General features: G+C 61.4%; 22 protein-coding genes. 20 read left to right on the top strand and 2 right to left on the bottom strand.

What is annotated here, in order from left to right:
* Positions 1-115: 115 nt before the first annotated feature.
* From dnaK to J3A64_RS07445, 8 genes are all read left to right on the top strand, one after another.
* A complete protein-coding gene (dnaK, locus tag J3A64_RS07480) occupies positions 116-2,014 on the top strand; it encodes a molecular chaperone DnaK (protein ID WP_011774569.1) in 1,899 nt (632 codons plus the stop codon).
* 8 nt (positions 2,015-2,022) lie between these two features.
* The gene (locus tag J3A64_RS07475) at positions 2,023-2,565 is read left to right on the top strand and encodes a nucleotide exchange factor GrpE (protein ID WP_210063951.1); all 543 of its coding nucleotides are present in this window, start codon (positions 2,023-2,025) and stop codon (positions 2,563-2,565) included.
* Complete coding sequence (locus tag J3A64_RS07470) at positions 2,558-3,499, top strand: DnaJ C-terminal domain-containing protein (protein ID WP_210063950.1); 942 nt, start codon at positions 2,558-2,560, stop codon at positions 3,497-3,499. The genes J3A64_RS07475 and J3A64_RS07470 overlap by 8 nt, the downstream gene beginning before the upstream one ends.
* A complete protein-coding gene (locus J3A64_RS07465) occupies positions 3,496-3,813 on the top strand; it encodes a chaperone modulator CbpM (RefSeq protein WP_011774572.1) in 318 nt (105 codons plus the stop codon). The genes J3A64_RS07470 and J3A64_RS07465 overlap by 4 nt, the downstream gene beginning before the upstream one ends.
* A complete protein-coding gene (gene clpB / locus J3A64_RS07460; RefSeq protein WP_210063949.1) occupies positions 3,810-6,446 on the top strand; it encodes an ATP-dependent chaperone ClpB in 2,637 nt (878 codons plus the stop codon). Before J3A64_RS07465 ends, clpB begins: the two co-directional genes overlap by 4 nt.
* Complete coding sequence (gene trxA, locus J3A64_RS07455; protein WP_011774574.1) at positions 6,443-6,871, top strand: thioredoxin; 429 nt, start codon at positions 6,443-6,445, stop codon at positions 6,869-6,871. Before clpB ends, trxA begins: the two co-directional genes overlap by 4 nt.
* A gap of 336 nt (positions 6,872-7,207) precedes the next feature.
* Entirely contained in the window at positions 7,208-7,786 is a 579-nt protein-coding gene (locus J3A64_RS07450) for a WxL domain-containing protein (RefSeq protein ID WP_014921694.1), read from the top strand.
* A 109-nt stretch (positions 7,787-7,895) separates the two neighbouring features.
* On the top strand, positions 7,896-8,882 hold the full coding sequence (locus J3A64_RS07445; protein WP_307807170.1) for a WxL protein peptidoglycan domain-containing protein: 987 nt from the start codon (positions 7,896-7,898) through the stop codon (positions 8,880-8,882).
* A 90-nt stretch (positions 8,883-8,972) separates the two neighbouring features.
* On the opposite strand, the gene J3A64_RS07440 is transcribed toward J3A64_RS07445, so the two are convergent.
* Together J3A64_RS07440 and J3A64_RS07435 are read right to left on the bottom strand one after the other, a co-directional pair.
* The gene (locus J3A64_RS07440) at positions 8,973-10,016 is read right to left on the bottom strand and encodes a helix-turn-helix domain-containing protein (protein WP_307807169.1); all 1,044 of its coding nucleotides are present in this window, start codon (positions 10,014-10,016) and stop codon (positions 8,973-8,975) included.
* Between the two features lie 265 nt (positions 10,017-10,281).
* Positions 10,282-11,550 carry an ROK family protein gene (locus J3A64_RS07435; RefSeq protein ID WP_014921697.1) on the bottom strand — a complete coding sequence of 423 codons (1,269 nt, stop codon included), beginning with the start codon at positions 11,548-11,550 and terminating at the stop codon, positions 10,282-10,284.
* Positions 11,551-11,802: 252 nt separating this feature from the next.
* Here J3A64_RS07435 and J3A64_RS07430 point away from each other — a divergent pair, with 252 nt between their 5' ends.
* The 12 genes from J3A64_RS07430 (at position 11,803) to J3A64_RS07375 (ending at position 25,225) form a co-directional block, all read left to right on the top strand.
* On the top strand, positions 11,803-12,939 hold the full coding sequence (locus tag J3A64_RS07430; RefSeq protein ID WP_011774579.1) for a Gfo/Idh/MocA family protein: 1,137 nt from the start codon (positions 11,803-11,805) through the stop codon (positions 12,937-12,939).
* Positions 12,936-13,979, top strand: a complete 1,044-nt coding sequence (locus J3A64_RS07425; RefSeq protein ID WP_014921698.1) for a Gfo/Idh/MocA family protein — start codon at positions 12,936-12,938, stop codon at positions 13,977-13,979. Before J3A64_RS07430 ends, J3A64_RS07425 begins: the two co-directional genes overlap by 4 nt.
* Positions 13,980-14,023: 44 nt before the next feature.
* Positions 14,024-15,163 carry an ABC transporter permease gene (locus J3A64_RS07420; protein WP_210063948.1) on the top strand — a complete coding sequence of 380 codons (1,140 nt, stop codon included), beginning with the start codon at positions 14,024-14,026 and terminating at the stop codon, positions 15,161-15,163.
* A gap of 65 nt (positions 15,164-15,228) precedes the next feature.
* On the top strand, positions 15,229-16,215 hold the full coding sequence (locus J3A64_RS07415) for a sugar ABC transporter substrate-binding protein (protein ID WP_011774582.1): 987 nt from the start codon (positions 15,229-15,231) through the stop codon (positions 16,213-16,215).
* A gap of 77 nt (positions 16,216-16,292) precedes the next feature.
* Positions 16,293-17,144 (top strand): sugar phosphate isomerase/epimerase family protein, encoded by an 852-nt coding sequence (locus tag J3A64_RS07410; protein ID WP_014921700.1) that lies wholly within the window; start codon positions 16,293-16,295, stop codon positions 17,142-17,144.
* Positions 17,137-17,991 carry a sugar phosphate isomerase/epimerase gene (locus J3A64_RS07405; RefSeq protein ID WP_210063947.1) on the top strand — a complete coding sequence of 285 codons (855 nt, stop codon included), beginning with the start codon at positions 17,137-17,139 and terminating at the stop codon, positions 17,989-17,991. The genes J3A64_RS07410 and J3A64_RS07405 overlap by 8 nt, the downstream gene beginning before the upstream one ends.
* A complete protein-coding gene (locus tag J3A64_RS07400) occupies positions 17,988-19,484 on the top strand; it encodes a sugar ABC transporter ATP-binding protein (protein ID WP_210063946.1) in 1,497 nt (498 codons plus the stop codon). The genes J3A64_RS07405 and J3A64_RS07400 overlap by 4 nt, the downstream gene beginning before the upstream one ends.
* 26 nt (positions 19,485-19,510) lie before the next feature.
* Entirely contained in the window at positions 19,511-20,524 is a 1,014-nt protein-coding gene (locus tag J3A64_RS07395; RefSeq protein ID WP_210063945.1) for a sugar phosphate isomerase/epimerase, read from the top strand.
* Positions 20,525-20,933: 409 nt separating this feature from the next.
* Positions 20,934-23,342: a phosphoenolpyruvate synthase gene (gene ppsA, locus J3A64_RS07390; RefSeq protein WP_210063944.1), complete on the top strand. Its 2,409-nt coding sequence runs from the start codon at positions 20,934-20,936 to the stop codon at positions 23,340-23,342.
* The gene (locus J3A64_RS07385; protein WP_014921704.1) at positions 23,343-24,185 is read left to right on the top strand and encodes a pyruvate, water dikinase regulatory protein; all 843 of its coding nucleotides are present in this window, start codon (positions 23,343-23,345) and stop codon (positions 24,183-24,185) included.
* Between the two features lie 468 nt (positions 24,186-24,653).
* Complete coding sequence (locus tag J3A64_RS07380) at positions 24,654-24,860, top strand: ribbon-helix-helix protein, CopG family (RefSeq protein ID WP_286176214.1); 207 nt, start codon at positions 24,654-24,656, stop codon at positions 24,858-24,860.
* Positions 24,857-25,225, top strand: a complete 369-nt coding sequence (locus tag J3A64_RS07375; RefSeq protein WP_210063943.1) for a type II toxin-antitoxin system death-on-curing family toxin — start codon at positions 24,857-24,859, stop codon at positions 25,223-25,225. The genes J3A64_RS07380 and J3A64_RS07375 overlap by 4 nt, the downstream gene beginning before the upstream one ends.
* The last annotated feature ends 5 nt before the right edge of the window (positions 25,226-25,230 follow it).

Below are 25,230 nucleotides of genomic sequence, written 5' to 3'. Positions count from 1 at the left end.
AAGCCACGAAACCCCTGAGCCTCTTGGCTGGGCGGCAACGGCCTGCGTCGTGCGGTGCAACCTCGGGCGGACGTCGCCGCAGGGCCGGTCGCGTTCTCCAGGACCGGAGTCAGTCATGGGCAAGGCAGTAGGAATTGATCTCGGAACAACCAACTCGGTGATCGCTGTCTGGGAAGGTGGGGAGGCGCGCGTCATTCCCAACGCGGAAGGAGCGCGGACAACCCCGTCAGTTGTGGCTTACACCGACAGCGGGGAACGGCTCGTGGGGCAACTGGCCCGCCGGCAGGCGATCCTCAACCCCAAGGGAACCATCACGTCGGCCAAGCGATTTATCGGCCGTCACAATGATGAGATCACTGATGAGGCCAAGGCAGTGAGTTTCGACGTCGTGGCGGACGACAACGGTGTGGCGCGTTTCCAGGTGCAAGGTAAGAAGGTGGCACCTGAGGAAGTGAGTGCGCTCGTTCTTCGTAAGCTGGTGGACGACGCCGCGAAGCAACTGGGCGAGAAGGTAACGGAAGCAGTCATTACGGTTCCTGCGTACTTCAACGATGCACAGCGAACCGCCACCAAGGACGCTGGCAGAATTGCGGGGTTGGAAGTCCTGCGGATTATCAATGAACCTACCGCAGCCGCCCTGGCCTACGGCATCGACAAACGTCAGCATGAGACGGTTCTGGTTTTCGACCTGGGCGGAGGAACCTTTGACGTGAGCCTGTTGGACGTCGGCGACGGCGTTGTGGAGGTCCGTTCGACGGCGGGCGACACGCACCTTGGCGGGGACGATTTCGACCGGCGCCTTGTTGATTACTTGGCCGATGATTTCCAGAAGCAGGAGGGCATTGACCTGCGTGCGGATGCGCAGGCCTTGCAACGTCTGTTCGAAGCGGCCGAGAAAGCGAAGGTCGAGCTAAGTTCTGTGACCCAGACGCAGGTCAGCCTCCCCTTCGTCACTGCGGACGCGGCGGGGCCCAAGCATCTGACCACCACTGTTCGGCGCTCTGTTTTTGAAGACATTACTCATGATCTGGTGGAACGGACCATGGATCCGGTCAAACAGGCGATGACGGATGCCAAGGTTACCGCCAACGACATCGATGAAGTGATTTTGGTCGGCGGATCCACCCGTATTCCGGCGGTACAAAATGTGGTCCGGCGCCTGACCGGTGGAAAAGATCCGAACATGAGCGTCAATCCGGACGAAGTCGTGGCCATAGGTGCGGCGATTCAGGCCGGAGTTCTTAAGGGCGAAGTCTCGGATGTCTTGCTGTTGGATGTTGTGCCGCTTTCCCTGGGGGTTGAGACCCGCGGCGGTGTCATGACAAAGATCATCGAGCGCAACACGACCATCCCCGCACGGCGAAGCGAAGTGTTCTCCACCGCCGATGATAACCAGCCTGCCGTGGACGTCGTGGTCCTGCAGGGGGAGCGGGAACTGGCTGCGGATAATCGGGTTCTGGGTCGATTCCAGCTAACCGATATCCGGCCGGCGCCTCGCGGCGAACCGCAGGTTGAGGTCACGTTCGACGTCGACGCAAACGGCATTCTCAACGTCACAGCCCGCGATAAAGACACAGGCAAGGAACAAGGCATCACGATCAGTGAAGGATCCAACCTCGATGCCAAGGAAGTCGAGCGAATGATTGCCGAGGCCGAGTCCCACAGGAGCGAGGATGTGCAGAATCGGGAGCGCATTGACACCCTGAATGAACTCGACGCGGTGGCTTATCGCGTTGAGCGGGCCGTCAATGAGCTGGGTGATGCTGTCCCGGTGCACGACAAGGCCCGTGCTGAACTACTGGTTGGTCAGGCGCGGGACGCCGTCAGCAACCAGGCCGACGTTGGGGCGGCGAGGGAACTGATTTCCGAGCTCCAGCAGCTGCAGTCGGCCCTGAGTGCCTCGGCAGCCTCCGTGGCCAGTGCAGGGGCTGGCCCGGGACCCGTGTCTCAGCCCGGGACTTCTGACAATGTGGATGACGATGACATTGTCGATGCAGAATTCGATCGTGGCTAGGTACGGCCATGAGCGACCACGCAGGGCCGGCTGGGCACGCCGATCCAGGAAGTGATGGAACGGAGACCGCCGCAGCCGGCGAAACGGAAACCATGCCTGGGGCGTCGGCGGAAGCGCTGGCCAAAATGGAGGATCTTTGGCGCCGCGCGCTGGCTGACGCAGACAATATTCGAAAACGCGCCGCCAGGGAGGCCTCACAGCTAAGGGCCCAGGAGCGCGCAGCGGTCTCGCTGCTGTGGCTGCCCGTCTTGGACAATCTGGAACTTGCCCTCGCTCATGCCCCCTCTGCCGGGGACCCCCTCGTGGATGGACTGGCCGCTATCCGTTCTCAGGCCATCGATATCCTGGCCCGCCTCGGGTACCCCCGGATCGACGGCGAGAACGTCCCCTTTGACCCTAGGATTCACGAGGTGGTCAGCGTATCGGAGACGGATGACGTTCCTCCCGGGACAGTGATCACCGTCCTGCGCCCGGGTTACGGCGGGACTGATACCATCCTCAGGCCCGCCGCCGTCGTCGTGAGCCGGGCGGTGACCGCTGACCGTGGCTAAGGATCACTACTCAGTCCTCGGCGTCCCTCGCACGGCGAAGCCGGATGCAATCCAGCGGGCTTACCGAAAACTGGCAAGGAAATACCATCCGGACGTCAATCGGGAGCCGGATGCTGCGGACAAGTTCAAGGAGATCGGCGAGGCGTACGATACTTTGTCAGATCCCGAAACCAGGGCGCGCTATGACCGGTTCGGCGCGGACTACCGGCAATATGCCGGTAGCGGTGCTGATTCGGAGGCCGGCGGCGCGGGGTGGGGTTCAGGTGGTCCGCGCCCAGGCCCGCGCCCGGGACGCGGCCCGTACGGCGGCGCCCATGTCGACATGGGAGGGGACGTCGATTGGGAGGATCTGCTGGGTGGCTGGTTCCGTCAGCACGGGGCGGGTCCGGCGCCGGGCTCAGACCACGAGGCCGAGCTTCGGCTGACGCTCGAAGAAGCAATCCGCGGCGGGCGGCGCACGGTTCGCCTGGCAGAGCCAGGTGGCGAGACGCGGAATTACGACGTCAACGTGCCGCCCGGTGTGGTGGACGGCCAGCGTATCCGACTCGCGGGGGAGGGCGCCGGTGGCCGCGACGGGGGCCGGCCGGGGGATCTCTTCCTGACCGTGAGCATCCAGCCGGACGCGAGGTACCGCCTCAAAGGCCGGGACATCCATTTCGACCTTCCCGTCACGCCGTCCGAAGCGGCGCTCGGGGCCAGGATCAAGGTCAACGCGCCCGGCGGCCCTGTGACCATGACCGTTCCAGAAGGGTCTTCCAGCGGACGCAGACTACGGCTTCGCGGGCAGGGGTTGCCCGACCCGAAAGGCCAGCCGGGGAACCTCTACGCCGAGATCCGCGTCATGGTGCCCCCGCGGTTGAGTAATGAGGTGCGCAAGATCTACGAGCAGCTTGCAGCCGTGTCCGATTTCCACCCGAGGGAGGGGCTGCTGTGAGCCGCCAATATCCGCTCGCCTATCCGTGGCGCCTGAGTCTCGAAGCGGTGGCTCGTAGCAGCGGTGTCCACTCCGACGTCGTCATGAGGTTCGTGGAGCTGGATCTGATCCGGCCGCTGGGAGGCGATGGTCCGGGCGGTCCCTGGTTCAGCCCGCGGGCTCCTGAATTGATCGCCCGCGTCCTGCGTCTGCATTCGGAGCTGTCGCTGAACTATGCGGCAATCCCGCTGGTACTGGATTTGCTGGCGAGGGTGGACACGCTGGAACGTCGTTTGGTTGAAATCTCGTATGTGGAAAGGACTGCTTCGCCATGAACATGGAGAGCTTTACCCAGAAGTCGCAGGAGGCGTTGGCAGGGGCACAGCGGATCGCCCAGCAACACGGCCATACCGAGACCGACGGGGAGCACCTGCTTGCGGCCCTGCTGGAACAGGAGGCGGGACTGGTCCCGCGACTGCTCGCAGGCATGCAGATTGACGTTGAGGAGCTGAACAGGGCGGTCGAGACCGAGCTGCAAAAGAAGCCGAAAGTCACGGGGCCTGGCGCAGCACCCGGTCAGGTGTACGTCAGCCGTAGGCTTGGCACACTCCTTGATGCTGCTGAACGTGAAGCCAAACGGCTCAAAGACGAGTACGTCTCGGTGGAACACCTGCTGGTCGCGCTTGCGGAGGAAGGCCGGGCATCGGCGGCCGGCAGGGTGCTGGCGGAACACGGCATTACCCGCGAGGCATTCTTGTCGGTCCTGACCCAGGTTAGGGGAAACCAGCGCGTTACCTCGGCAACGCCGGAACAAACCTACGAAGCGCTGGAGAAGTACGGCCGCGATCTGGTGGCGGACGCGCGTACCGGAAAGCTGGATCCGGTCATCGGCCGCGACTCGGAAATCCGGCGGGTTGTCCAGATACTGTCACGCAAGACCAAAAACAACCCGGTGCTTATCGGTGAGCCTGGAGTCGGCAAAACCGCCATTGTGGAGGGACTGGCCCAGCGGATCGTCCGGCAGGATGTGCCCGAAGGCCTGAAGAACAAGACCATTTTCTCGCTGGACCTGAGCGCCCTGGTGGCCGGTGCCAAGTACCGCGGCGAATTCGAGGAACGGTTGAAGGCTGTGCTGGCCGAGGTGCTGGCGGCAGAAGGCAGGATCCTGCTCTTTGTGGACGAACTGCACACCGTCGTCGGGGCAGGCGCTTCCGAGGGGTCGATGGACGCCGGCAACATGCTGAAGCCCATGTTGGCCCGCGGGGAGCTGCACATGATCGGCGCTACCACGCTCGACGAATACCGCAAACACATCGAGTCTGACGCCGCATTGGAGCGCCGCTTCCAGCCGGTCACGGTTGAGGAGCCCGACGTCGAGGACGCCATTTCAATCCTTCGAGGCTTGCGGGAGCGACTCGAGGTATTCCATGGCGTACGGATCCAGGATAGTGCCCTGGTGGCCGCGGCCACCCTTTCCCACCGGTACATCACTGACCGGTTTCTTCCCGACAAGGCCATTGACCTTGTGGATGAGGCGTGCGCCCGGCTCAGGACGGAAATCGACTCGATGCCGGCGGAACTGGATGAGCTCACCCGGAAGGTCACGCGGCTCGAAATCGAAGAAGCGGCACTTGCCAAGGAAACCGATCCGGCCAGCAAGACCCGGCTCACGGAGTTGAGGCGTGAATTGGCGGACTTGCGCGCCGAAGCCGACGCCAAGAGGGCCCAATGGGAGGCCGAGCGCCAGGCGATCCACAAACTGCAGGAAATACGTACTGAACTGGAGCGGGCGCGGCTGGAGGCTGAGGAAGCCGAACGGAATTACGACCTCAACCTGGCGGCAGAGCTACGCTACGGGCGACTTGCCGACCTCGAACGGCGGCTGGCCGCCGAAGAAGAACGGCTGACCGCTAAACAAGGCGAAAAGCGCTTGCTCCGCGAGGTGGTGACCGAGGACGAGATCGCCGACATTGTCGCGGCCTGGACCGGGATACCGGTCGCCCGGCTGAAGCAGGGCGAACGGGAGAAGGTCCTTCACCTGGATGAAATCCTTCGCGCCCGCGTCGTCGGACAGGAAGAAGCGATTACCGCGGTGTCGGACGCCATTATCCGGGCCCGCTCCGGTATCCGGGATCCCCGGCGACCCATCGGCTCCTTCATCTTCCTCGGCCCCACGGGAGTCGGGAAAACCGAGCTTGCCAAGGCATTGGCTGCATCGCTATTTGACAGCGAGAACGCAATGATCCGGCTGGATATGAGCGAGTATCAGGAACGCCACACAGTGAGCCGCCTGCTGGGCGCTCCGCCCGGCTACATCGGCTACGACGAAGGAGGACAGCTCACAGAAGCGGTACGCCGGAAGCCATACTCGGTGGTGCTCTTTGACGAGGTGGAAAAGGCCCATCCGGACATCTTTAACACCTTGTTACAGGTGCTCGACGACGGACGGATTACAGACTCGCAGGGCCGGACGGTCGATTTCCGCAACACTGTCATCATTATGACGTCCAATATTGGCTCCCAGTATCTTCTGGAAGGTTCGGCCGAAGGAGGGACGATCACGGAGGAGGCGCGCGGCATGGTGTTGGGTGAGCTCCGGGCGCACTTCCGACCCGAGTTCCTTAATCGCGTCGACGACACGGTCCTGTTCGCGCCCTTGGGACTGGCGCAAATCGAACGAATCGTTGATCTGCTGTTTCAGCAGCTGCGGCAGCGGCTGGCCGAGCAGCAAATAGAGCTGCACCTGACCGAACAAGCACGCCTTCTGATTGCCGAACGGGGCTTCGATCCGGTCTACGGAGCCCGGCCCTTGCGCCGCTATATTTCCCATGTTGTCGAAACGCAGGTGGGTCGGGCCTTGCTGCGCGGAAGCATCGAGGAGGGCGGAGTGATCACAGTGACCGTATCCGGAAACGAGCTCGTGGTTGAATACAACACATCGGAGCTAGAGGAGGCCGGAACCACATGAATAAAGCCATCATCAAATGTCCTCACTGTGGCAAGTCGAACCGCGTTCCGGCCGCCGCCGACGGCCGGCCGCGCTGCGGGAATTGCCACCACGACCTCCCTTGGGTGGTTGAAGCGGGCGACGACGACTTCAGCGCGATCGCCGAACGAGCCGGTGTTCCGGTATTGGTGGACTTTTGGGCGGTGTGGTGCGGACCCTGCCGGATGGTGAGCCCCGTGCTCGACCAACTGGCACACGAACGCGCCGGGCAGATCAAACTTGTGAAGGTCGATGTGGATCACTCGCCGCAGCTCTCTGCCAGGTTCGCCATCCAGGCGGTGCCGACGTTGATGGTCATTGTTGACGGCAAAATCGTGGCGAGGCAGGCCGGCGCGGCTCCCGCGCCGGTGTTGAGGTCATGGCTGGAGGAAGCACTCACGAAGTAGCCCGGAAACAGCGGACGACGGCGGCAGTGGCGGTGTCCCGCCGTCGTGCCTTTTGCGCTTCGCGTCCAAGTTCAGATGTCTGAGAACAATTCCAGTGTCTGACTGAAGGAATGGGAAGACTGCGAATATCGCGGTCTTCTCTTTTTGTATCCCGGCGCTCAACGGCCCCTTGCACGAAGTGATCCCTTTGCGGCAAAGCTCTGCACGAATCGGATTCTTCGCTACTTTTTCGCGCCATCAAGATTCATAGAATAATTTCACGCTGATCGTCGGGTTTCTCCGTCCCAGCGGGATGCGCGTTTTCACTTTTTGTCACCTCAAACACAGGAAACAATCATGCGTAGAATTACCAGGCTCTCTGCCATTTTCACCACTTCCGCTGTGGCTCTAACCCTCGGTTTGACCCCTGCCTCGGCCGACGTCGTCGACTCAACGATCTCCGGCGGAACGCTTACGGCCAATACCTACGGAGCGACCCTGACAGGGGTCACCCTGGACGGATCCAATACCCAGACCTCCACGGGCAATTCCTCCTCGGAGTGGACTATCACCGATGCCCGTGGCACGGGCTCGGCGTGGGCTCTTTCGGTGAGCGCATCCACGCCGACCAGCGCCGCAGGGACAGACGAATCGATCCCACGCACTATCCCTGTCAGCGGCTTGACGATCACGCCCGGCACCATCACCGCGGGCGCGGGCTCGGACTCTGCAGCTACTATCACCGCCCCGGCATTGGCTTTGTCAACGTCCTCTCAGGCTCTGGTCTCCACGGTGGGCCAGAACATGGGAACGTACACGCTGGCCCCGGCGTTCAGCCTCGCCATTCCGGCCAACGCCTACCGCTCCAATTACGCTGTTGGCGCCAGCGGAGCCCTGAACCCTTACACCTCGACCATCACTTACACCATGGGCTAGAACACGCGGGCCCGTCCGCCGTCCTCTTTACGAGGAGGCGGGCGGGCTTTCGCTCCCCACACCACAGCACCACAATCGCTAATCCGGATGCTTCCAGGACTGAGAAAACGTGAAAACACCATCCCCGCGCCTGACCGGGCCAGTGATCATCGCTGTGGCTTTGCTGATCCTGGAAATTCTCCTCATGGCCGGCCCCGCCTCTGCAGTCGATAACGGGACTTTGGGTATCCGCCCGGAGACAGAATCGGACTTCTTCCACTTGTCCCTCTATCCCGGGGCCACGACGGAGGCCACAGCCGTCGTTTCCAACCACACTTCCTCGCCAGTGACCCTGCTGACGTATCCCGTAGACGGGGAGAACACGGTGCAGGGAACCTTTGCGATGGCCGCACAATCCGCCCCCCGCGAAGGTGTGGGGGCGTGGGCCGAGCTTGATACGGAACAGATCACCGTCCCCGCCAACACGGACCTGAAAGTGCCCTTCCGTCTCACCGTTCCCGAAGGCACACCTCCAGGAGACTACGCAGGAGGGCTCATCATCCAAAGCCCCACTGTCCAAGGCAAGACCACCGCGGTCAATGGTGATACCGCCGTTCGACTGGACACGATTCAACGCCAAGGCGTCCGAATTTACCTCAACGTTGCCGGCACGGCAGCCAAATCACTGGCCCACGGCAGCCTGAGCTGGAAACACAACGGGGACAACCTCGACTTCACTCTGCCCATACGCAACACCGGCAACACCATCCTGCATCCGTCCGCTCACATGGAACTCTCAGGCTGGCCGGCAACGGCGACGAGGTTGGAATTCGACACACCCGATGGCCTCCTTCCAGGAGCGAGCATTGACCTGCACGCCACACTCGCGCGGGCACCCATGATCCAGAGCGGCGCGGCCGAGGCAACGCTGACTTCTGAGGCCGGCACCGCTCAGGCGGGCTTGCGCGTTTTCTACGCACCGTGGCCACTCCTTGTCATTGGCCCGGTCTGCTTTGCTGCTGCCTTCTACGGGGCGTGGAGGGCTTTCCGTTTCATTCGCCGCGCCCGCATTGCGCTCTCCCAGCTGAAATCCATGGGGAGCGCGGCACCTCAATAATGCGCGGGCGCCGTTTCCCGAGTGGTCCCGTCCGCGCGCCTGGGCAAGGTTCGAACAGCGCGTTGTTGGCGCCGTCAATCGCCGGTCCGGTCAGGCTGCAGAGTTGAGTCTCTGCCGCAGTTGTTGCAGGGCCATATGAACGACGGGCTCGGATTTATGGATCTCCCTGATATTCATCCCCGTAAACTCTTTGATTGCCCGGCGCATGCTTTGAACGTTAGTGAATCCGCACCGTGCGGCAATTTCTGAGTAGGTGATTCTTTGGGCATCGGCTTGAAGCAGGAGCTCCAGTGCTTTCCGCGTTCTCAAGGCGCGAATTCGCTCACCCAGACGGAGTTCTTCAGTCTCAAAAAAGTAGAACAAGGAGCGACGGGAGAGGTTGAACTTTCCGGCGATCATTGCCACGTCCAGACTTGGGTTATCGAAGCTGGTCTCAAGGTATTTCTTTACCGCCCGGCTTAGTGCGGGTTTCTGTGCCTCATCGTCGACCGGCGATTCGAGCAGGGAACCCACCAAGGTTGCCATGACGGATCGGAGGATCTCGCCGGTTGCTGATGCCTCACTGTCAATGCCCGGCCTCTTCCAACTCATCAAGGCGGGGACCACGAAGGTGCCCACAATTGGGTGGCTTGCAAGGTCAGGCAGGCGAAGAAGGGAGCGCAGTCCGCCTTCGCTGACGTTGAGACTGATGCGGTCTATGTTGAGCTGTTGTGCGTGAAACCCTTCGGGGGCATCGAAACTGCCGCCCAGCGACGTGTCGATGAATCTCACCGAGCCCGTCGGAATTGGTTCGGGTATGCCGTTGAGATCCAGGGTCAGGCCTGATGCCTTACGGAAGTATGCAAGGCGCAGATCCGTGGTGTCGGGATTCGGCGCCCAAAAGCCCAGCGCGGGGGTGTTGTGCATCTCTATGAGGCTGAAGCCCGGTCCGGCAAGATTGATGGCTGAGGGACTGACGGACGCAGGACTCTCGCCTTCTGACCTTTCCAGCCGCATCGGTGTTTCGACGGCGTTGCCGTACCACACCCGCCAATGCTCAAACCTTTGCTCGGGAGTGAGCCCTTCCGGCACTGCGTATCGTCGCACACGGGCGCTGTTTGCGTCACCAGATTGAGGCATGCCATCCTCCTTCACCAGCCGAGCATCATGGCAGTCGTGTGAGCTGCCACGGCGCCTTAAGGAAGCGGTTGCGGTGACTCGTCAGACCGGCCGAAAATGAGGTCCGCTGGTAGGGCAATTTTACCCCTGGATGCGCCTTCGGCTGGCGCGTTGATGTGCTTATATTGGTGCCGTCGAGGCCTGCATGAGCATGTCGTGCACAGGTACGTATTTGGAGAAAGGGCCGTGGCGGGTCCAAACCCACGCGCGGCTGTCTAACCGAATTAGTGCAGAGAGGTGGTCACGTAGGTGCGTCCTGCAATTGTTTGGCCATCGCCTCAAGAAGCGGCCAGGGTGTCGGGGGAGCGGGCTCTTCCTGCCGATTGATATTTTCTTTTCCGCCGGAAAGCAGCCGGGTTGCCAGTTGATTTACTCGGTGGGGGGAGAGGACATGCTCGACGGCCAAGATGCTGGCCCCAACCACTCCAGCTTCCGGCCCGGTTGCGGATTGGGTGATGTTCAGGTGCTGGGTCGCCAATGGCGTTGATCGTGCATAGACCGTTTCGCGTATTCCTGCCATGAGGTGTTCTCCGGATTGGGCAAGCGAGCCGCCCACAACAATCAGGGATGGGTTGATGAAGCTCACGCACATGTTGAGCATTTCTCCGATGTCACGGCCCGCCTGGCGGACCGCTTGGATAGCAGCTGGATTCCCGGAACGAACGAGCGAAACGACGTCGCTTCCGTTGGTTGCCCCCAGTCCGTTCTCGCGGAGCTGGGCGGCGATGGCCGGGGCGCCCGCTATGGCTTCCAGACAGGCACTCTTGCCACAGCGACACAGAATTCCTGCCCCGCGGGAAACAGCAATATGGCCGACGTCTCCAGCGACACCTGCTGCGCCCCGCTGCAATTCTCCTCCACTAACCACTCCCGATCCGATCCCGGTGGCGACCTTGAGGAAGATCATGTTCTCCTCGTTTGGCCAGCGGGTGGCCCTCTCACCAAGTGCCATAAGGTTGACATCGTTATCCACGAGTACGGGTACGCCCAAGGTTTGCTGAATGTAAGCGGGAACATCGAATCCGTCCCATCCCGGCATGATCGGGGGGCTCGTCGGCTTCCCAGTGGAGTGCTCAACGGGGCCAGGTAGCCCAATGCCGACTGCGATGACATCAGCAGTCGGACGCTCCAGCGCTTTCAAGTGTCCATTCACCATCGTCAAAAGCCAGTCCAGGACCGTTTCGGGTCCGCACGAAATCTCCATCCGCTCTGTGGTTTCCACGAGTACCGCTCCTGACAGGTCCGTGAGTGCCACGGTGGCGTGAGTGGCACCAACGTCTGCAGCCGCCACCAACTTTGCGCCTGGGTTGAAAGCTAGCCGCGCCGATGGACGGCCTCCAGTAGAAGGCGCCCCTGATACGGGTATCACCAGTTCCAGCTTCAGGAGCGGCTCAAGGCGGGAACTGACGGCGGCTCGGCCCAACCCTGTTGTCCCAGCCAAGTCGGCTCTGGTTCGGGGTTGTCCGTCCCGCAGGATTTGCAGAAGCTCGCCGGGTCCGCCGTTGTCCATGTCACTCCAATTCAGGGCTCAAAAGAGGTTGTTTGTGTGCGCCTGAATTGCTGACGCATCGGGCTCACCGGCCCCTGCGGGCCCTCATCTCCACTCAGTGTCAAGCTGCTCACTCGTTCCCGTCCACCCGGCGAAGTGCTAAGCATCAAAAAGTGCAACTTGGGCGTGCATTCGACCGTCCTCAGCGTCAAAAGGTGCAGACTTTTGCTGGGCCCCTGACCAAAGTCAGGTGCTGCGTGTCACTGTTTCGGCATGGAAAACGACAGAACCACGACAGCCCCCTCCCGGTTACGGGCCGGGTTCGTCGGCGCCGGGTTCATGGCCGAGGTGCACAGCCGAGCCGCCCGTGCTGCAGGGGCGGATATCGCCGGCATTGCGTCCTCGAGCCGTACCAGCGCCGACCGCGCCAAAGACCGCCTGGGTGTGCAGCAGGCCTACGACTCCGTACAGGACCTCGTCGAAGACGACGCCATCGACGTCATCCACATCTGCACGCCAAACGGCACTCACTACGGACTGGCTGAGGCCGCGCTGAAAGCAGGCAAGCATGTGGTTTGTGAGAAGCCTTTGGCCACCAACGTCCAGGACGCAACCGAACTTGTAGAGCTGGCCGCCAAGGCCGGGACTGTTGCGACCGTTCCCTTCGTCTATCGCTTCCATCCGATGATCCGGGAAGCCCGGGAACGTATTGCATCGGGCCAAACGGGACGGATCTCCGCCATCCAGGGCTCCTACCTTCAGGATTGGCTGCTCTCCCGGGAAGACGACAACTGGCGAGTTGACGCCACTTTGGGTGGGCCCTCACGGGCGTTCGCCGATATCGGCTCCCATCTGTGCGACCTTGTCGAATTCGTAAGCGGTGAACACATAACAAAAGTCGGCGCCCTGAGCCGGACTCTTTTCTCGGGCCGGACGAACAACAAGGACATCCAGACCGAGGACCTCGTTGCCGCTGTTTTCGCCACTGAATCCGGCACCGTGGGAAATCTCTTGGTAAGCCAGGTTGCTCCTGGGCGGAAGAACCGCCTGATGATCGAGATCGCGGGTTCGGAGGGCACCCTCCAGTTCGACCAGGAAGCCCCGGAGACGTTGTGGCTAGGCAAGCGGGCGGGGTCCCAATTGCTTGTCCGTGACCCGGAGGTGCTTAGCCCGGACGCAGCACGGCTGAGTGTTCTGCCAGCTGGCCATCCGCAGGGTTATCAGGATGCCTTCAATGCGTTCGTGGCCGATACCTATGCCGCCATCGACGGTGACGTCCGCGAAGGCCTGCCCACGTTCCAGGACGGCCTCAGGTCAGCCATCCTCACCGAAAGCATCATCAAATCCAGTAAGGGCGGCGAATGGGTCGACGTCCCAAACACAAAAGAGTTAGAAGGAGTGCAGCAATGAAAATCATCCAAGTAGGCCTCGGCGCCTGGGGCGCCTCATGGCTGAACGTGATTCACCACAGCAAAAGTTGGGAGCTGGCCGGTGTTGTCGACGTCAACTCCGACGCCGCACGGGCCGCTGGTGAACAGTACGGAATCCCCGCGTACGCCACCATCGAGGACGCGCTGGACCACAAAGATACGTTCGACGCTGCCTTGGTCATCGTTCCACCCGAATACCACGCAGCCGTGGCCATCCCTGCTCTGGAAGCAGGCGTACACACACTTATTGAGAAGCCACTTGCGCACAGCCTTGAAGACGGCGTCCGGATTATCGAAGCGGCAGAGAAATCCGGGAAACAGGCCATGGTGTCACAGAACTACCGTTTCAAGCGCGCAGCCCGCACCGTTCAGCGCCTCATACGCGACGGAGTTATTGGAGACCTCGAGCATGTCTTCGTCGACTACAAGAAGAACCCGCCGTTCGAAGGCTTCAGGCTCGAAATGGATGAACCCTTGATCGTGGATGCCATGATCCATCATCTTGACCAGCTCCGCGGCATCGTTGGTGTCGAACCCACCGCAGTCCGTGCACGGTCCTGGAACACCGGCACCTCGAGGTTCAAGGGCAACGCGTCCGCGGTGGTGCAGTTCGACTGCGACAACGGGGCACGCGTCGTCTACACCGGATCATGGAGCTCATATGGCCCGCAGACCAGCTGGGACGGTGACTGGGAAATCCAAGGCAGCAAGGGCGCCATTACGTGGAAGAACAACGAGGTCACCATCAACTTCGCATCACTGTTCGACACCGTATTCCTCGCCGGCGCCGTGGAACGCTCCGGCGTCATGCACGTCGATTTGGACCCGTTGCCGGTGGAGGAACGCTTGGGAACCCTCGAAGCGTTCCGCGACGCCATCGAAACCGGGAACAAGGCTGAGACGGATGTCACCGACAACATTCAGAGCCTGCAACTCGTCATGGCCACCGCCGACTCCGCCCGCCAAGATGGCGCGCCCATCACCTTGAAGACCAACGCCGAACTCTTCGGCAGCCACTAGCACTTCCGACCCGAGGAAGTGTCGAATTGACTGGAGATACAAACATGCAGCCACAAACAGCCACCGGCTCTGCCGGTCCGGTTTCCGGGAGGGCTGGCCCCGGAAAATCCCACGACGAGTCCCGTTCACGGCTCTCCGGCGTCGGCGACTTCATCGGTGCGCAGGGCCTGCTGGTCGTCGTCTTGCTCTTCGGTGTACTGCTGACGTTCCTGAGCCCGGTATTCCTGACCACAGTCAACCTGGTAAACCTGCTCTACCAGTGCACGATCCTCGGTGTGTTCGCCATCGGCATGACCTTCGTGATCCTTACCGGCGGCATCGACGTCTCGGTAGGATCTACGGCTGCCCTGTCGTCCGTGCTGTCCATGGGCGTGATCGTCAACATGGATATGCCGCCGGCAATCGGACTCCTGACCGGCCTCGTAGTTGGCGCCGGAGTCGGAGCGGTCAACGGACTGATGGTCACGAAGCTGGGCATATCCCCGCTGATCGCGACCCTGGCAACACTCTCCGCCGGCTCGGGAATCGCCTTCGCCTACTCGGACGGCGGCAACATCACGCCTGTGCCGAAGGTGCTCACCGATATGGTCAGCGCGAAGATCGCCGGAATTCCTTTGCTCATACCGGCCGTTCTGGTGCTGGCTTTCCTGGCCCACTTGGTCCTGACCCGTACTACCTACGGACGTTCCATTTACGCCGTCGGCGGCAACAAGGAAGCAGCCCTGCTTGCAGGCATCCGCGTCGATCGAGTCACGATGAACGCTTACATTATCGCCGGCCTCTCGGCGGGAATGGCGGGTCTTCTGCTCACCGGTCGTCTGGCCTCCGGAAGCCCGCGTGCCGGCGACGGCATTGAACTCACCGTCATTGCCGCCGTGGTCATCGGCGGAACAAGCCTCTTCGGTGGCCAAGGAAACATCAAGGGCACACTGCTCGGCGTGCTGTTGATCGCGATGGTCTCCAATGCCGTAAACCTTCTCGGAATCCCGTCGTCCTACGACCGCATTGTCCAGGGCGTCGTCATCTTCGCTGCGGCCGCCCTGGACGTGTACCGCTACAAGTACGTCCAGAAGAACCTGTCAAGGAAACGCAGGATCGGACCGCCGGCGGCGATAGACCCGACGACGGCGGGCAGCCCGGTTACCGGGCCAGCCACAGCGCACACCACCGGAACTTCGGCCTAACAGCTCACCCGCATACAGGCCGGCACAGCCGGCATGTCCTAGCACCCAACAGAAAGAGTAAGTCAATGAAGACCTCACCCAAACTGGCGGTCCTCGCGGCAGTCTCCGCCGCAGCCATAGCCCTCACCGGCTGCGCACCCAGCGCCGCCCAGGAAGCCAACGACGGAACGAAGACTAAGAAGATCGCCGTCCTGCTCTATAGCCAGAGTTTTGAATTCATGGTTGCCCTCGGGCAGGGTGTCAAGGATAAGGCGAAGGAACTCGGCGTGGAGGTCACAGTCCTTGATGCCAAGGGCGATTCCAGCACGCAGATCAGCCAAATCCAGGACCAACTCGCCCAGGGTGTGGACGGCATTGTCCTCAGCCCGAATAACTCCGCTGAATTGGTTCCCGGAGTCCAGATGATCCACGATGCCGGAAAGACCGTCACCACCGTGGACTCGGTCATCCCGGGTGACATCGCCGACGCTGCCGTCGCCTTCGACAACGAAAAGGCCGGCAAGCTTGGCGCTGAAGCCTTGGCCAAACTGATGGGAGAAAAGGGAACCGTCCTTGAGTACCAAGGAGCCAAGGGTGCTTACCACGCGATTCTGCGTGGCAAGGGGTTCAACGATGGCATCAAGCAGTTCCCCGGCATCAAGGTCATCGGCCGTGACGCACAGTGGACTGCAGACAACGCTCTGTCCCTGACCGTCGATAACTTCACCGCAGATTCCAGTATCAATGGCCTTTTCAGCCACAACGACGAAATGGTGCGGGGAATAGTCTCCGGCCTCTCCCAGATCAACAAGGACGCTCCGGTGGGCGCCGCAAACCACATCCCGCTCGTCGGAGTAGACGGCACACCCCTTGCCCTTGACCGGATCCGAAATGGTGTCCAGGACGCCACGATGGACCAGAACCCGTTTGAGATGGGCGCACTGGCCCTTCAGGCCCAGGTTGACCTGCTTGACGGCAAGCAGGTGCCCAAGATGCAGCTGACTGACACCAAGCTCATCACCAAAGAGAACGTCGATGACCCCACTCTCTGGGGCAACATCTTCAAGGACTAGCGCAGCTCACCCCTCGGCTGCTTGGCCAGGCCTCGCCGCTTGGCCAGGCAGCAACACCAATTCCATCAAGGAGAAACATGTCCCGCTTCAAGTATTCCTACAACGCCATCGTCTACTACCAGGAAGACATCGCCAAAGGCATTGACCGCGTCGCCCGTTATGGCTACGACGCCATCGAACTGGTCGGAGAACCGGCAACGCACAACGTCGATGAGATCAACAAACTGACCAGCGACGCCGGTATCGACGTCAGTTCCATCTGCAGCATCTGGTTTGGAGAGGAACGCGACCTGATCAACCCCAGCGCCGCCAACCGGCAGAAGGCCTTGGACTACGGCAAGTCAGTAGCTGACTTCGCCGCCGCCGTCGGAGCTCCGACCATCATCGTCGGGCCGTCCCCGGTGGGCAAGACCGAAGCCCTGGCGAGCGATGAACAGGAATGGGAATGGGCTGTGGAGAACGTCCGCACACTTGGCGAATACGCGGCGAGCGTCGGCATCAACATCACCCTCGAACCGTGGAACCGCTACGAGACGCATTTCCTGAACCGGCTCGACCGCGCCGTTGAACTTCTGGACGCTACCGGTCTGAAAAATGCCGGCGTGCACGGAGACCTCTTCCACATGAACATCGAAGAAGACACCATCCACGGTGCCTTCGCCCGCGCCGGCAGCAAGGTCAACCACGTCCACCTGGCCGACTCGAACCGGGCAGCCCCCGGTGTAGGACACATCGACTTCCGTCCGACACTGCAGACGCTGAAGGACATCAACTTCGACGGCTACCTGACCTTCGAACTTCTTCCCGCCGCGTCGAATCCCTTCGCCATGATGGCACGCGGCGGGCACCTGGAGTTCCTGGACCCCTACACCGAAAAGGCCATCAACGAAATGAAGAAGCTGGAACAGGAGCTGTGGCCCAATGAGTAAATACCAATTCGGAGTCAGCACCTTCATCCTGGTCTCCCCGTTCACAGACCAGGACGTTGATCAGTTCGACGTCGCCAAGGAGATGGGCTACGACCTGATCGAGGTCTGCATTGAAGACCCGGCCGTAGTCAGTGCGGAAGCACTGAAGAAGGCCTCGGAACGGACCGGACTGCCCGTGTCCATCTGCGGTGCATTCGGACCCGATCGCGACGTCTCACACGAAGACCCGCAGAAGCGGCGGCAGGGCATTGACTATCTGAAACTCTGCGTTGACATCGCTCAAGCCGTCGGATCCCCCCACGTGGCCGGCCCGATGTACTCCGCCACCGGCAAAGCACGGCTCCTTCCCCCCGAGGAACGTCGGCAGCAGCGCCAGTGGGCAGCCGACAGTCTGCGTGAAGTGGCCGACTACGCCTCCGAACGCGGCGTTACCCTGGCCATAGAACCGCTCAATCGCTTCGAAACGGATCTGGTCAACACCGTCGAGCAGGGACTGGAACTCTGCGAATTGATCGGCCGGGACAACGTGGGCCTGATGCTGGACACGTTCCACATGAACATCGAAGAGAAGAACATCGCTGCGGCCATCACCTCTGCCGGTGACAAGGTCTTCCATTTCCAAGTGTCAGAAAACGATCGCGGAACGCCCGGCAGCGGACACGTTCCTTGGTCCGAGACCTTTGACGCGTTGAAAACGATCGATTACCAAGGTTCCATTGTGGTCGAATCGTTCCTTCCCACGGTGGAGGAAATCGCCAAGGCTGTTTCGCTCTGGCGGCCGGTGGCACCGTCCATGGACGCGCTGGCCAGAGATGGACTCACCTTCCTGAGGAGAGAACTGCCGTGACTAAGACGCCCGGACGTGCTCCAGCAATCGTTGAAGCACGTAATCTCGTAAAACTGTTTCCGGGCGTCGTCGCCCTCTCCGGCATGAACTTCGAACTTCATGCCGGAGAGGTGCACTGCGTCTGTGGTGAGAACGGAGCCGGTAAATCGACGCTGATTAAGACGCTCAGCGGGTTTTACACTCCCGACGAAGGGGGCGTGTACGTGGACGGCGAACTCATGCCCTCCAGTACAGCGGCCTCCAAAGCCGCCGGGATTGCAACCATCTACCAGGAGCACAACCTGGTCCCGGACCTGTCCGTGGCCGAAAATGTACTGCTGGGAAACTGGGGTGGACGCAACGGCATCCTCTCTCGCCGCGAGATCCGCAAGCGGGCAAGGAAGGCACTCGACCAGGTTGCACCGCACCTCAACCTCGACACTCCTGCCATGGCGCTCTCAACGGTGGACGGCCAGATGGTGGAAATCGCGCGCGCCATAGCCCAGGACGCGAGAGTGATCATCATGGATGAGCCAACCACCGCCCTGACCGAGCAGGACGTTGAGAAGCTGTACAAGCTCGTCAACGAGCTTCGGGGCAAGGGCTTGGCGATCATGTACGTTTCGCACAAACTGGAGGAAGTCTTCACCCTGGCCGACCGGATAACCGTCATCCGCGAAGGCAAGACCGTGGCCTCATCCGTCCCCGCGGGTGAGCTAGATGCCCGATCCGTCGTGCAGCTGATGGTGGGCCGGGACGTGGACCTTTACGAGCATATTCCCCGCGAACGCGGTGAACTGGTTCTTGAGGCGCGGGGTCTAAGCCGTGCCGGAGCGTTTGAGGACGTGAATGTTCGACTGCATGCAGGGGAAATCGTTGGACTGGCAGGACTCGTGGGCGCAGGCCGGACAGAGGTCGCCCGGTGCATCTACGGGGCAGACAAAACAGACGCAGGAACCGTAGAGATCAACGGCCGGAAACTACGTCTCCATGGTGCTTCTGACGGCATCGCCGCCGGCATTGCCCTCGTCCCGGAGGAGCGAAAGCTGCAGGCCATCATCCCCATGCTGTCCATCCGCGAAAACACCACCCTGACTCTCCTGAAACAGATCAGCAAGTGGGGCGTGCTGAAGAGGGGCCACGAAAAGAAGATGGTTGGCGACTACATCAAAGAACTTGATGTCAGGACCCCCTCTGCGGAAACGCCGATACAGTCCCTGTCCGGCGGCAACCAGCAAAAGGTCATCATCGCACGCTGTCTGGCCAGCAATCCCAAGGTCCTCATCCTGGACGAGCCAACAAAGGGCATCGACATCGGCGCGAAGGCCGAGATCCACCGTCTGATCGAACAACTGGCTCGCAGAGGCGTAGCCGTACTCGTGATTTCCAGCGAACTCCCCGAGTTGCTCGAGCTCTCCGACAGAGTGATGGTTATGCGGTCCGGCCGAGTAGTGGCCGAACTGGACAAGGCACAAGCAACCAAAGAAAACGTCATCGCATATGCCGCGGCGTAAGCGATCCAACCAGAACGGATAGAATCATGCCCGATCAACAGACCCGGCCGTTCACCCTGTTCACCGGCCAGTGGGCCGACCTCCCGTTCGAGGAAGTCGCGCGTCTTGCCTCGGGCTGGGGCTACGACGGCCTGGAAATCGCCGTCTCCGGAGACCACCTGGACGCCTGGCGCTGGGACGAACCCGGTTACGTCGAGTCCAAACTCGCCATCCTGGAAAAGTACAACCTGAAGGTCTGGGCCATCTCCAACCACCTCAAGGGCCAGGCCGTATGCGATGACCCCATCGACTTCCGGCACGAAGCGATCGTCGGATCCCGTGTGTGGGGCGACGGGGAACCCGAAGGTGTCCGCCAACGCGCCGCCGAAGAAATGAAACACACCGCCCGCCTCGCCCGCGCCCTGGGCGTGGACACCGTGGTGGGGTTCACCGGCTCCTCCATCTGGCAATACGTCGCCATGTTTCCGCCCGTCCCGGAAAAGGTCATCGACGCTGGATACCAGGACTTCGCCGACCGCTGGAACCCCATCCTGGACGTCTTCGACGAACAAGGGGTCCGTTTCGCCCACGAAGTCCACCCCTCCGAGATCGCCTACGACTACTGGACCACCGTCCGGACCCTCGAAGCGATCGGACACCGGGAAGCGTTCGGCCTGAACTGGGACCCGTCCCACTTCATGTGGCAGGGCATCGATCCCGTGTCCTTCATCTGGGACTTCAAGGACCGGATCTACCACGTGGACTGCAAGGACACCAAGCTCCGCCCCACCGGCCGGAACACCGTAATGGGCTCCCACCTGCCCTGGGGCGATCCGCGCCGCGGCTGGGACTTCGTCTCCGCCGGACGCGGCGACGTGCCCTGGGAATCGTCCTTCCGGGCCCTGACTGCCATCGGCTACACCGGACCCATCAGCGTGGAATGGGAAGACGCAGGCATGGACCGCCTCCACGGCGCCCCCGAAGCCCTCGCGGCGCTGAAGAAGTTCGACTTCCCCGCCTCACAGACCTCCTTCGACGCCGCCTTCAGCAGCAAGGACTAAACCGAAGACCATGACGCCTAAGACTCCCGGAGGTCCGGGGTGTCTTACATTCAGGCCAATTCGGTGATGCTCCTGGATTGGGCCTCCGCTCCTCGAAAGTTGTAGGGCGGAGGTCCAATCAGTTGACTAGAGCGCCACGCTTTTGGGAGGCGGCGGGCTTGGAGGGAGTTGCTCGCCAACACTCCGGATGATGGACACCATCGAATCATCTGTGCCGACTCCCTGCCTCTGAGCACGAGTTTCCTGAGTCCCGTTCGATCCGCTGCCCACGAGCTTGATGACCTTTCGTTACTTCGTGGGTATGTTGCGCGAGTCACATCTATTTGCTTCCACTGAGCTGGTGCCTTGATCCTTGCATGACCTAGTTTTTTAGCGCTTGTCAGAGCGTGCCCAATGGAGGACACAATTTATGACTAACGTTCTTTGGTTTTCGGAGCTTGGCTTGTCCGACCTTGACCAGGTTGGCGGCAAAAATGCATCGCTTGGCGAAATGGTCCGGAATCTCGCCTCTGCCGGGGTGAAAGTTCCGGGCGGATTCGCGACGACGGCGGACGCTTACCGGCGTTTTCTGGCGGAGTCCGGGTTGGATGCCCGGATCGAAGGCATCCTGGAAGGCCTGGACAGCAGCGACGTCACTGCTTTGGCCAAAGTCGGCCAGGAAATTCGCACCTTGATTCGTGAAACACCGTTCCCGGCCGGATTCGAAGGAGACATCCGGACCGCTTATGAGCGCCTTACGCAGGAGCATGGTGGGGATGTGTCGTGGGCGGTGCGTTCCAGCGCCACGGCTGAGGACCTTCCGGATGCATCATTCGCCGGTCAGCAGGAGACGTTCCTGAACATCCGTGGCATAGACAACATTCTCTTGGCCATCAAGGATGTGTTCGCTTCCCTGTATAACGACCGGGCCATAGCCTACCGGGTGCATCACGGCTTCACGCATTCTGAAGTGGCGCTGTCGGCCGGTATTCAGCGGATGGTGCGTTCCGACGTCGGCGCCTCTGGCGTGATGTTCACCATGGACACCGAAACCGGCTTCACGGACGCTGTGTTCATTACGTCCTCGTATGGGCTGGGGGAGGCCGTGGTCCAGGGTGCTGTGAACCCGGACGAATTCTATGTTTACAAGCCGGCCCTGGCAGCCGGTCGTCCGGCCGTGCTCAAGCGCGGACTGGGGGAGAAGGCCGTTCAGATGGTCTACACGGACTCGGAGGAAGTTGGCCGGACCGTTGACTTCGTTCCTGTGGCGCAGGATTTGCGGAGCCGTTTCAGCCTGACCGATGCCGAAGTCCAGGAGCTCGCCCGGCACGCTGTAGCCATCGAGGCACACTATGGCCGTCCGATGGATATTGAGTGGGGTAAGGACGGTGTGGATGGTGAGCTGTACATTCTTCAGGCTCGTCCGGAAACCGTCGAGTCCCGTAAGGCCGCCGGGACCACGTCCCGGTACACGCTCACGGAACGTTCCACGGTGTTGGTGGAAGGCCGGGCGATCGGTCAGCGGATCGGTGCCGGGCAGGTTCGGGTGCTGACCTCGATCGATCAGATGGCCTCCTTCCAAGAGGGTGATGTCCTGGTGGCGAACATGACGGATCCGGACTGGGAACCGATCATGAAGAAGGCCGCGGCTATTGTCACCGACCGTGGCGGACGGACCTGTCACGCAGCGATCATTGCCCGGGAGCTGGGTATCCCCGCCGTCGTCGGTACCGGGTATGCGTCCCAGATCCTCAAAGACGGGGCCCCGGTCACGGTGTCCTGCGCTGAGGGGGAGGCCGGTCTGGTCTATGAGGGTTTGCTCGAGTACTCCTTGCACGAGACCAGCGTGGAGACCATGCCGGAAGCTCCGGTGAAGATCATGATGAACGTGGGTACCCCGGAACAGGCGTTCAGTTTCTCCAGGCTCCCCAACCATGGCGTGGGCCTGGCCCGCCTGGAGTTCATCATCAATCGACAGATCGGCGTCCACCCCAACGCCTTGCTGGCGGTGGGAGGCGAAATTGAGCGCCCGGCTGCCTTGGATGACTACACCGTCCGGCAAATCCAGGAAAAGACCGCCGCTTACGATGGTCCCCGCGATTACTATGTCCGCCGCCTGGCCGAAGGCATCGCCACCATCGCGGCGGCGTTTGCGCCGGATCCGGTCATCATCCGGCTCTCGGACTTCAAGTCCAACGAGTACGCCAACCTCATCGGTGGTCCGGCTTTCGAGCCGGAGGAGGAGAACCCGATGATCGGGTACCGTGGCGCGTCCCGGTACCTGTCGGCGTCCTTCCGCCAAGCGTTCGAACTCGAGTGCGAAGCCTTGAAGTACGTCCGCAACGAGATGGGCCTGAGCAACATCAAGCTGATGGTCCCGTTCGTCCGGACCTTGGACGAGGCTCGCGGTGTGATTGAACTCCTCGCCGCCAATGGGCTCCGCCGGGGCGAGGATGGGCTGGAGATCGTGATGATGTGCGAACTGCCGGCCAACGCACTCCTGGCCGATGAGTTCCTGGAGTACTTCGATGGTTTCTCCATTGGCTCCAACGACCTCACCCAGCTCACTCTGGGACTGGATCGTGACTCCGCCCTGGTTGCTGAGGGCTTCGATGAGCGGAATCCGGCAGTGACCAAATTGCTGGAATTGGCGATCACCGCATGTCGCGCCAAGGGCCGCTATGTGGGAATCTGCGGCCAAGGCCCCAGCGACCACCCGGACTTTGCCGAGTGGCTGCTCGGACAGGGCATCAGTTCGATTTCGCTGAACCCCGATGCCGTAACCGAGACCTGGCTGCGCCTGGCCCGCACCACACGTACCACCAGCACCACCGCCTAAATGGCAGACCACACCACCGCGGGGGCGGGCTCCGTGCCCGCCCCCACGGTGTTCTTCCTTTCCGACAGCACCGGAATCACGGCTGAAACACTCGGCAACACGCTGCTGACCCAGTTTCCCGGCCAGCGGCTGGAACGGCGCACCATCCCGTTCATCACCACCAGCGAGCAAGCGCGTGAGGTGGTGGCACTGATCGACCGGGTCGCGGACAGCGGTTCCCTGCCGATCATCTTTTCCACGGCTGTGGGGCAGGACATCCGTGCCATCCTTTCCCGGAGCCGCGGGCAGTTCTTCGACTTGTTCGGCACGCACATCGGACAACTCGAACAGACCCTTGGCGCGCAGGCCAACGGCAAGCCCGGCCAGGCCCACGGCGTGGGTGACGCCGTCCGCTACCAATCCCGCATGGCCGCCGTCGAATACGCGATAGAGCACGACGACGGTCAGTCGCTTCGGGCGCTCGAACGCGCCGAGCTGATACTCATCGCCCCGTCGCGGTGCGGGAAAACTCCCACCACCATGTACCTGGCCCTGCAACACGGCATCCTCGCCGCGAACTTCCCCCTGGTGGAGGAAGACTTCGACACCATGACTCTCCCGAAACCCTTGCTGCCCTTCGCGAGCAAATGTTTCGGGCTGACCTCCCAGCCCGTTCGCCTCAGCCAGATCCGGCAGGAACGCCGCCCGGGCAGCAACTACGCCTCACTGAATCAGTGCGCCTTCGAGCTGCGCAATGCCGAGGACATGTACCGGGCCAACAACATCCCTTACGTCAACTCCGCGTCCATGTCCGTGGAAGAAATATCCGCCACCGTCCTCCAACGCATGCAGCTGCACCACTGATGACGCTTGGTGGCCAACGTTCGTCCCCTACCATGTAACCGGGCAGGCATGACCCACATGCGATTGCAGACTCGATGTTTTCGTGCTCGACATGTGCGCCGTTATCGGCGTTACTTGCGTTTATCTTTTGTGAATATCGAATGGAACTCTGAATCTGGGCAGCTCAAGGTCGAAAGCAATGATGAATGGTTTGCCGTCGGCTTTGCCTGCCTCCATGAGGACGTTCATGCGAAGTGGCTTGGTCGAGTGGAGGGATTCCGGGCAGCAGGGTCCGTACTTCGCGAAAGGGGACCCTTAGCATGTAGTTCACATGGTGAAGCCGATTGCAGCGCTCGAAGACGCCGCGATCGAATCGCCCTAGCTCAGTGTCGGGGTTGGTCGAGAGAGCTACTTTTCTCGCATCACGGGCGGGAAGTGTAGATGAGGCGTCTCCGCTGATAGTTTGTACCGTTTTGGTACCATTGGGGCATGGCAATGAATCTCCGCGTCCCGGAAGACCTCGATCGCCGGCTCGAGGAGCTCGCAGCCGAGGAACATACGTCCAAGTCGGCGTTGCTCTTGCAGGGTGCCGAGCTTGTCTTGCAGCGCCACGCGCGCCGGCGTGAGATTAGTGCGGGCCTTGATTTCGTTATGGGCCATGACGCCGAGCTGCTGACCCGCCTTGAGGACGCGTGACCGCGTACCTCGACATTGAGGACGCACTGCAGGTAATCGACCGGTACGGGTTCCACATCCGCGACGTCGGCCTGCTCGCCTCGGCGCTGGCCAGGCCAGCGACAACAGTCATGGGCACTGAGGCCTATCCGGAATTGGCGATGAAGGCGGCCGCATTGCTGGAGTCGGTGGCCCGCTTCCATCCGCTCATTGACGGTAACAAGCGTATCGCCTGGACGCTCATGGTTCTGTTGTTGTGGATCAACGGTTACCGTCATGACTTCACGACTGACGAGGGCTTCGGCCTCGTGGTCGGAGTCGACGAAGGAACTGTTGAATTGCGGGACTCCGCCGCGCTGCTTTCCCGGCATCTGGTTTCGCGCTAGCCCAG

It is taken from the genome of Pseudarthrobacter sp. PvP004, assembly GCF_017876035.1.
Taxonomy (GTDB): domain Bacteria; phylum Actinomycetota; class Actinomycetes; order Actinomycetales; family Micrococcaceae; genus Arthrobacter; species Arthrobacter aurescens_A.
The sequence above is the reverse complement of the archived record's forward strand: the minus strand, read 5'-3'. Positions and strand labels throughout refer to the sequence as shown.